Source organism: Musicola keenii (assembly GCF_014855505.1).
Lineage (GTDB): Bacteria > Pseudomonadota > Gammaproteobacteria > Enterobacterales > Enterobacteriaceae > Musicola > Musicola paradisiaca.
Genome location: NZ_JAAWVW010000028.1, coordinates 20,237 through 29,059, shown reverse-complemented (window position 1 = coordinate 29,059; position 8,823 = coordinate 20,237). Strand labels below are relative to the sequence as shown.

At 55.7% G+C, this 8,823-nt stretch carries 6 protein-coding genes; 1 reads left to right on the top strand and 5 read right to left on the bottom strand.

What is annotated here, in order from left to right; translation table 11 throughout:
* Positions 1-167: 167 nt before the first annotated feature.
* Positions 168-4,052 carry a phosphoribosylformylglycinamidine synthase gene (gene purL, locus HEP82_RS18620; RefSeq protein ID WP_192459438.1) on the bottom strand — a complete coding sequence of 1,295 codons (3,885 nt, stop codon included), beginning with the start codon at positions 4,050-4,052 and terminating at the stop codon, positions 168-170.
* A gap of 281 nt (positions 4,053-4,333) precedes the next feature.
* On the opposite strand from purL, the gene mltF reads away from it, so the two are divergent.
* A complete protein-coding gene (gene mltF / locus HEP82_RS18615; protein ID WP_192459436.1) occupies positions 4,334-5,794 on the top strand; it encodes a membrane-bound lytic murein transglycosylase MltF in 1,461 nt (486 codons plus the stop codon).
* 23 nt (positions 5,795-5,817) lie between these two features.
* Here the strand turns inward: mltF and tadA are convergent, their stop codons facing one another.
* From tadA to HEP82_RS18595, 4 genes are all read right to left on the bottom strand, one after another.
* Positions 5,818-6,312, bottom strand: a complete 495-nt coding sequence (gene tadA, locus HEP82_RS18610) for a tRNA adenosine(34) deaminase TadA (RefSeq protein ID WP_192459435.1) — start codon at positions 6,310-6,312, stop codon at positions 5,818-5,820.
* A 50-nt stretch (positions 6,313-6,362) separates the two neighbouring features.
* Positions 6,363-7,025 carry a phosphatidylglycerophosphatase C gene (yfhb, locus tag HEP82_RS18605; protein ID WP_225622561.1) on the bottom strand — a complete coding sequence of 221 codons (663 nt, stop codon included), beginning with the start codon at positions 7,023-7,025 and terminating at the stop codon, positions 6,363-6,365.
* Between the two features lie 14 nt (positions 7,026-7,039).
* A complete protein-coding gene (gene murQ, locus HEP82_RS18600) occupies positions 7,040-7,933 on the bottom strand; it encodes an N-acetylmuramic acid 6-phosphate etherase (protein WP_192459434.1) in 894 nt (297 codons plus the stop codon).
* 155 nt (positions 7,934-8,088) lie between these two features.
* Positions 8,089-8,430 carry a tryptophan synthase subunit beta gene (locus tag HEP82_RS18595; RefSeq protein WP_192459433.1) on the bottom strand — a complete coding sequence of 114 codons (342 nt, stop codon included), beginning with the start codon at positions 8,428-8,430 and terminating at the stop codon, positions 8,089-8,091.
* Positions 8,431-8,823: the final 393 nt, after the last annotated feature.

Genomic DNA, 8,823 nt, shown 5'->3' with positions numbered 1-8,823 from the left:
CGGTAAGGTTGATAATGCCGAGGGCCTGTGAAAGTTCCATTAAAAAGGGTCCATGTGAAGACATGAACCCTTTTTACATCAGCCACCGGATCGGTCAACCGATCCTTAAACGATCGGCATTAGGCCGGCGCCCCTTTTTCAGCTCTACGCATATATCAACACAGCGTTTACCCCAGTTGACGACGCGCATTACGGAACATACGCATCCATGGACTATCCTCGCCCCATTCGGCCGGATGCCAGGAATTGCTGACCGTCCGGAATACACGCTCGGGATGCGGCATCATCACCGTTACACGTCCATTGGCATTGGTGACTGCCGTGATGCCGTTCGGCGAACCGTTCGGGTTGGCAGGGTAAGTCTCGGTCATCTGTCCATAGTTATTGACATACCGCAGCGCAACCAGCTGGTTCTGTTCCAGAGCGACCAGATGAGCCTCATCACGGACTTCCACGCGCCCCTCGCCATGCGATACCGCGATGGGCATCCGTGAGCCCGCCATATCCTGCAGGAACAAGGACGGGCTATGCGCCACTTCCACCAGACTGAATCGGGCTTCGAAACGATCCGATTTATTACGCACAAAACGAGGCCAGTGGTCTGCGCCGGGGATCAATTCCCGCAGATTGGACATCATCTGGCAACCGTTGCATACCCCCAACGCCAGTGTTTGCGGGCGCAGGAAGAAGGAAGAAAACTCATCCCGCACGCGATTATTAAACAGGATGGACTTGGCCCAACCTTCACCAGCGCCCAACACATCGCCATAGGAGAAACCGCCGCAGGCGACCAAGGCCTGGAAATCCGTCAGCACACGACGCCCCGCCAACAAATCACTCATGTGCACGTCGATAGCCTCGAAGCCGGCGCGATCAAACGCAGCGGCCATTTCGACATGCGAGTTAACACCCTGCTCGCGCAATACCGCCACTTTCGGACGCGCCTGCCGGCTGATATAAGGCGCAGCGACGTCTTCCTGAAGATCGAAAGATAGCGTCACATTCAGACCAGGATCGTTATCATCCGATTTGGCATGATGCTCTTGATCAGCGCACTGCGGGTTATCACGCAGGCGCTGCATCTGCCAGGTCGTTTCCGCCCACCACTTACGCAGCGTGGTGCGACTTTCGTGATACACCACATTGTCACCCTGGACGATCTCGAAATGATTACCCGCTTCGGCCCGTCCCAGATAATGAACGCAGTCGGCAAGGCCGAACCCGGCCAGCACTTGTTCAACCTCCTGACGGCGGGCAGCCTCAATCTGGATCACCGCGCCCAATTCTTCATTAAACAGCACCGCCAGAGAATCTTCGCCCATTGCGCTGATATCGGCCTTGATCCCGCAATGACCGGCAAACGCCATCTCAGCCAATGTCACCAGCAGGCCACCGTCTGAACGATCGTGATAAGCCAGCAGCGCGCCATCAGCCACCAGCTTCTGCATCGCGTTGAAGAAGCCGGCCAATTGTGCCGGATTGCGGACATCCGCCGTTTTGCGCCCCAGTTGACGATAGACCTGAGCCAACGCCGTCGCGCCCAGTGCATGGTGGCCCGCGCCAAGGTCGACCATTAACAGCACGTTGTCCCTGTCGGTACGCAATTGCGGCGTTACGGTATTGCGAACATCGTCGACACGCGCAAACGCGGAGATGACCAGTGACATCGGCGACGTCACGCTACGATCGTCATTGCCTTCCTGCCAGCGGGTTTTCATAGACATGGAGTCTTTACCCACCGGGATCGTCAACCCAAGCGCAGGACAAAGCTCTTCACCGATGGCTTTCACCGCCTCATACAGGCCGGCATCTTCACCGGGATGCCCCGCAGCCGCCATCCAGTTAGCGGAGAGTTTCACCCGCTTCAAATCGCCAATGTGTGTAGCAGCGATATTGGTGATAGCCTCTCCGACAGCCAGACGTGCGGAAGCCGCAAAATTACGCAGCGCCACCGGCGCTCGCTCGCCGATCGACATCGCTTCGCCGTGGTAGCTATCGAGACTTGCAGTAGTCACGGCGCAATCGGCAACCGGAATCTGCCATGGCCCCACCATCTGATCGCGGGCGACCATGCCAGTTACCGTTCGGTCGCCAATGGTGATCAGGAAGGTTTTCTCGGCCACGACCGGCAAATGCAGCACACGCTCCACCGCCTCCGCCAAATAGATCTCGTTGCGGTTCAGCGGCACGCCTTCCACCACTTTACGCTCAACATCACGCTGCATTTTCGGCGTCTTGCCCAGCAGCACATCCAGCGGCATATCGATAGGCTTGTTGTTGAAGTGACGATCACTCAGCGTCAGATGCTGTTCTTGCGTCGCTTCGCCGATCACGGCGTAAGGCGCGCGCTCGCGTTTACAGATTTCAGCAAACTGCGCCAGTTGCTCCGGTGCCACCGCCAATACGTAACGTTCCTGGGATTCGTTGCACCAGACTTCCAGCGGGCTCATGCCCGGCTCGTCGTTGGGAATATCGCGCAATTCGAAGCGGCCACCGCGACCGCCATCGCTGACCAGTTCCGGCATAGCGTTGGAAAGGCCGCCCGCGCCAACGTCATGGATAAAGAGGATCGGATTCTGTTCGCCCAACTGCCAGCAGCGGTCGATAACTTCCTGGCAACGACGTTCCATTTCCGGGTTATCGCGCTGAACGGAAGCAAAATCCAGGTCGGCATCAGATTGGCCGGACGCCATGGAAGATGCCGCCCCGCCGCCCAAACCGATATTCATCGCCGGGCCCCCCAGCACAATCAGTTTGGCGCCAACGCTGATGTCCCCTTTTTGCACATGTTCGTCGCGAATATTGCCGATCCCGCCCGCCAGCATGATGGGTTTGTGATAACCCCGAATTTCGACGCCATTGTGGCTGTCCACCGATTCTTCGTAAGTACGGAAATAACCGGCAATGGCCGGACGGCCGAATTCATTATTGAATGCAGCACCACCCAACGGGCCTTCCACCATGATATCCAGCGCGCTGACAATGCGATCCGGTTTTCCGAAATCCTGTTCCCATGGCTGCACGAAATCGGGAATGCACAGGTTGGAAACCGAGAATCCCACTAACCCCGCCTTGGGTTTGGCACCGCGCCCGGTTGCCCCCTCGTCACGGATTTCGCCGCCAGAACCAGTGGCGGCGCCCGGCCAAGGAGAAATAGCTGTCGGGTGGTTGTGAGTTTCGACTTTCATCAGAATATGGGCATCTTCCTGATGATATTCATACACGCCCTGAGGATTCGGGAAGAAACGGCCGACCGACGAGCCTTCCATCACGGCGGCATTGTCTTTATACGCGGAGAGCACATGTTCAGGCGTATGTTCGAAAGTATTTTTGATCATTTTAAACAGCGATTTAGGCTGTTTTTCACCGTCAATGACCCAATCGGCGTTAAAAATTTTATGCCGACAGTGTTCCGAGTTGGCCTGCGCGAACATATACAACTCGATATCCGTCGGGTTACGTCCCAGCCGGGTGAACGCATCCAGCAAATAATCAATCTCGTCATCTGCCAGCGCCAGCCCCAGACGAACGTTGGCGGCCTCAAGCGCCTCACGCCCCTGCAACAGGATTTCCACACGCTTCAACGGCGCTGGCTGATGATGGGAGAACAGCGCGCTTGCTTGCTGCATATCGCTAAATACGCTCTCCATCATGCGATCATGCAGCAAACCGCCCAGTTCTTTCCATTGTTCATCGCTCAACGTAGGCGCATGAATATAGAAAGCCAGACCACGTTCAAGACGGAGAATTTTCTGCAGCCCGCAGTTATGCGCAATATCCGTTGCCTTGGAAGACCAGGGAGAAATGGTGCCTGGGCGAGGAGTCACCAACAGCAGACGGCCGGTTGGTTCATGTTCGGTCAGCGAGGGGCCGTATTTCAGCAGGCGGGCCAGACGCGATTGCTCATCCTGGCTTAACGGGGCACTCACATCGGCAAAATGCACGTACTCAGCATAAATGTCGCTGACGGGCAGATGGTATTCCTTACACCGGGCCAGCAATTTATTGATACGAAAAGCCGAGAAGGCAGGTGAACCACGCAGTATTTCCATCATCTAAAATTTCTCTTGTCTTCGGTGCACTGACGTTAGTGCGTTATGGCGCTACAGGGGTGGGAAACGCACGCCATTATAAAGAATAGTGACGGACGACGAAACCGTTTGCGCAGGGATTGTTGCAGATCGTCAAAGGGCTGGAGCCCCACAGTAGCCAAAGGAATAAAAGTTGCACAGTGACGATTTGTTGCGCAGAATGCCCTCCAACTCTGGGAAATAGCACACAAAAAACTGCCGTTACAGACAGACTGGCCACTTGGCCACCGAGAGATAACTCTTTGAAACGTTTGACGATAAACTATTTTTTCATCGGGGTAATCGCTCTGCTGCTGACGCTGGCGCTGTGGCCGAATATTCCATGGCGCAGTAACCAGGAGTTCCAGCTCAGACAGATCCTTTCACGCGGGGAATTACGTATCAGCACCATTGCGTCTCCGCTGACCTATACCCCCAACAACGGTTCGCCCACCGGACTTGACTACGAACTGGCTAAACGATTCGCCGATTATCTTGGCGTTAAGCTGGTGGTTTCGGTGCGTCAGAACGTCGACGAGCTGTTCAACGATCTCGATAACGACGATGCCGACCTGCTCTCCGCCGGTCTGATTTACAACTATGAGCGACTGAACCGTTTCCGTACCGGGCCTGCTTATTATTCCGTCTCTCAGCAGCTGGTCTATCGGCTGGGCAATACCCGGCCGGCCACCCTGGATAAGTTGCAAGGCCGGTTAACGCTATTGTCGGGTTCCGCGCATATCGCCACATTACGGGCACTAAAATCGGCCCGCTATCCCCAGTTAAGCTGGGAAGCCGCGGCGGATATCTCGGAACAGGATCTGCTAAAACAGGTTGCCGACGGCAAACTCGACTACACCATCGCCGACTCCGTCACCATCGGTCTGATGCAGAGAATTCATCCCCAACTCGCCGTGGCCTTTGACCTCAGCGATGAAGAGCCCGTCACCTGGTATCTGCGACGGACGCATGATGATAGCCTCTCCGCCGCGCTGCTGGATTTTTTCAGTCAGACCATGGAAGACGGCACGCTGGCTCGGCTGGAAGAAAAGTATCTCGGGCATGTGGGGAACTTCGATTATGTGGACACCACGACATTCCTCAATGCTATCGACAGCACCCTGCCCGGCTTACGCCCACTGTTTGAAAAGTACGCACGGGAAATCGACTGGAAACTACTGGCGGCCATCTCTTATCAGGAATCGCATTGGAATCCGCTTGCGACGTCGCCAACAGGCGTTCGCGGGCTGATGATGCTGACGCGCAATACCGCAGATAGTCTGGATGTCGCCGACAGACTTAACCCGGAAGAGAGTATTCGCGGCGGCGCTCAGTACCTGTCCCGCATGATGCAATTAATTCCCGCCAGCATACCGGCGGATGAACGTATCTGGTTCGCGCTTGCCGCTTATAACATGGGCTACGCCCATATGATGGATGCACGCAAATTAACCGAAACGCAAAAAGCGAACCCCGATAGCTGGGCAGAGGTTAAAACTCGTCTGCCGTTGTTGAGCCAAAAGCGCTATTACGCGCAAACCGCCAACGGATACGCACGCGGTCAAGAGGCCTACAACTATGTGGAAAATATCCGCCGTTATATGGTGAGTCTGGTGGGATATCTGTCGGAAAAAGAGAGTAAAGAACAGCAACAACAGTTGCTGGCTCGTGCCTATCCGGTGGTACCGCCGGAACAGATACCGCCGACGAAACCCGCGCCCTGACGTCAGGGGCGGTTCGTCACCCGTCATGCGTTTCCGTCTGCCCGCGCCGCCTTCTGCTGCTGCCGGCGCATGCGAAAAAAGTCGCTCAGCAGCGTCGAACACGCCTCCGCCAGCACGCCTGATGTAATCGCGACCTGATGATTCATTCCCGGATGTCGCAAAATATCCACCAGCGAACCGGCCGCGCCGGTTTTGGCATCGGCCGCGCCATAAACCAGGCGTGAAATGCGGCTATGCACCATCGCACCGGCACACATAATGCAGGGCTCCAGCGTAATGTAGAGCGTGGTATCCAACAGACGGTAATTCTGCAGTACCCGGCCGCCCTGCCGCAGCGCCATCATTTCGGCATGAGCGGTAGGATCATGCTGGCCAATGGGGCGATTCCAGCCTTCGCCAATCACCCTACCGCCTTGCACCAACACGGCCCCCACCGGCACCTCCCCTTCATCCCAGGCGCGCTGAGCCAATATCAGCGCATGGCGCATCCAATACTCATCATCCGCAAGGGTATCCATGGTTCCTCCGTTCAGGGTGTTTACAACAAGCGGCCGGCATTATACACAGCCTACGTCCAGGGACGTAGCTGACCTGACGCAGTGACGCGCCAGCGCTGCCGACAGCTGGCCATCAGTGGATTGTCGTGGCGGCTGTCGCTGTAGCCGCACTCAAACTTCAGCGGTTTCCCCAACCGATGTTCCAGTTGAACCACTTTTTCACGCCCCAGGCAGCGCAGAATCAACACCCAGCCGCCGCAACGCCGGGCTATCTGGCTTCCTATCAGATGAACTTCCGGCATAAAGGGAACATCGCGGTACACCGCCTCTACCAAATGCTGCGGAGAGCCAGTGATCACCCATACCTGCGTGTTCTGTTCGGCCAGGCAAGACATCAAGCGCTGTTGCACCAATGGGAAAGGGGTTATCCGCCGCCGGAAATGCTCGATAAACCGTTGTTCCAGGCGTAGAAGCCGCGCCTCGCTTCTACCGAAGGTTATCCCCCAGAGCAGCAAACTCACCGGCCAGCGCTTCGTATGGCCGCATACCCACACTCCTAGCCCCACTACCGGCAGCAGCGGTGCCAGCAGCAACAGATTCAACGGCAGTCGGCGGAGCAAAAAACGCAGAAACGCCCCAAACAGATCCTGACGATGCAGCGTTCCATCCACATCGAAAAACACCCTGCGGGATGAAGCCACTCCCGGCGTTAACATCGGTATTTCGTCCGCCATCGTGTATCGCCCATTTATGGTTGCAAGGCATTTCGCAGGTAGCCGTCGTGCCGCGCCAGACGACGCCGGGATTCTTCGGCATCGCAACCGGTAAGAATCATGACAATGGCAGGTTTTACTTCATACCCGGTTTGAGCCAGATAGTACCGTGCGCTTTCCCGATCCGTACCGGTGGCTTCCATCAGGATTCGACAGGCGCGATCCACCAGCTTCACATTGGTGGCTTTTACATCCACCATCAGATTCTGATAGACCTTCCCCATCCGTACCATCGCCCCAGTAGAGATCATATTTAGAATCAGCTTTTGCGCCGTACCCGACTTCAGACGTGTCGATCCCGTCAGTACCTCCGGCCCTACCACGGGAGAAATAGCGAACTCGGCCTCCTGTGCGATGGGGGAGCACGGGTTGCAGGAAATAGCCACGGTGCGGCATCCAAGCCCGCGGGCATAGCGCAGCCCGCCAATGACATAAGGCGTCCGGCCGGAGGCAGCCAGCCCTATCACTATATCCGCCGAATTCAACGACAATGCCGCCAGATCGGACTCGCCGAGTTGCGGATCATCCTCCGCTCCCTCTACCGCCTTGAACATGGCTCCCGAACCGCCGGCGATAAGGCCGATGACGCAATCGTGCGGAATACCGAATGTCGGCGGGCACTCGGATGCATCCAGCACCCCCAGCCGACCGCTGGTTCCTGCCCCCATATAAATAAGGCGCCCGCCGGATTTCAGGCTGTCGGCCGTCGCATCCACAACGGCAGCGATATCAGGCAGGATCTGGCTGATAGCCTCAGGCACTTTCCGATCTTCCTGGTTGAACAGCGCCATCATCTCCAGCGTCGACAGTTGATCCAACGACATTGACGCCGGATTGCGCGTTTCTGAAACTAACGCTCCCAAGTCCATAATTTTCCTCACTTCTGGTTTCGGGTAACACCAGGCCCTGATAAAAATATCAACCGGTCTTCCCCCCGTTCTCTCACGGTACATCAACATTGCGGGCATAAAAAACGGCTTGCAGGCGCACCGGCAAGCCGTTTTATGGAAAAATCCGCCTAGGATCAGAACATCTTGTCTTCGTCTTCACGGATCAACGCATCCAGACCGCCCAGCGTCTCACGCGCCTGCGCCCGATTGACGAGCTTCTGCTGTGCAGCCGCGGGGAAATCGGTGATGCTGACTTGTCCCTTGGTGATCAGAACCTGGATAAGATCTTCCAGCACGCGCACCATTTCCAAATCGCTGCTGCGCAGTTTCTCAATACTCGCTAAGATAGCTTGCTGATTATTTATCCAGGCTATTGCTTCAACGGAATCATCGGGAAGTTCACCGTTCATATCAGAAAACGGCGCTTTCTCTACCCTGATCAAATGACCGCTGTTATCACGCAAAATATAAAACATAAAAAAGCCCTTTTTTATTTACTTGTGAAATTCTTATTCTACTGGAACAAGGATTCACTCCTGATTGCGATGTCATTACACTTCAGTTCGCTCTAAGGAGTGGGCCCAACAGATTCGGCCCGTATCAACATGCCACCCATCGCGTTTATCCCATCATGCGCGAGACAAAATCAGACGGCGCCATGACCTTCGCTACCGGTCTCAAAACCGCCGTCATATTTTGTCAAAAGGTGGCTTCCCCAGATAGATATGAAGGTTTTATTCCGAATAGTGCTTTACCCGGCTACGATCGATACCCTCAGATTGGACAGATAGCCGCTTCCGTCTTAACCCGACACGACATCATCGATCTATCGCTCAGAATGTCACCTCAACGCGGGTTGAGCAAGATAT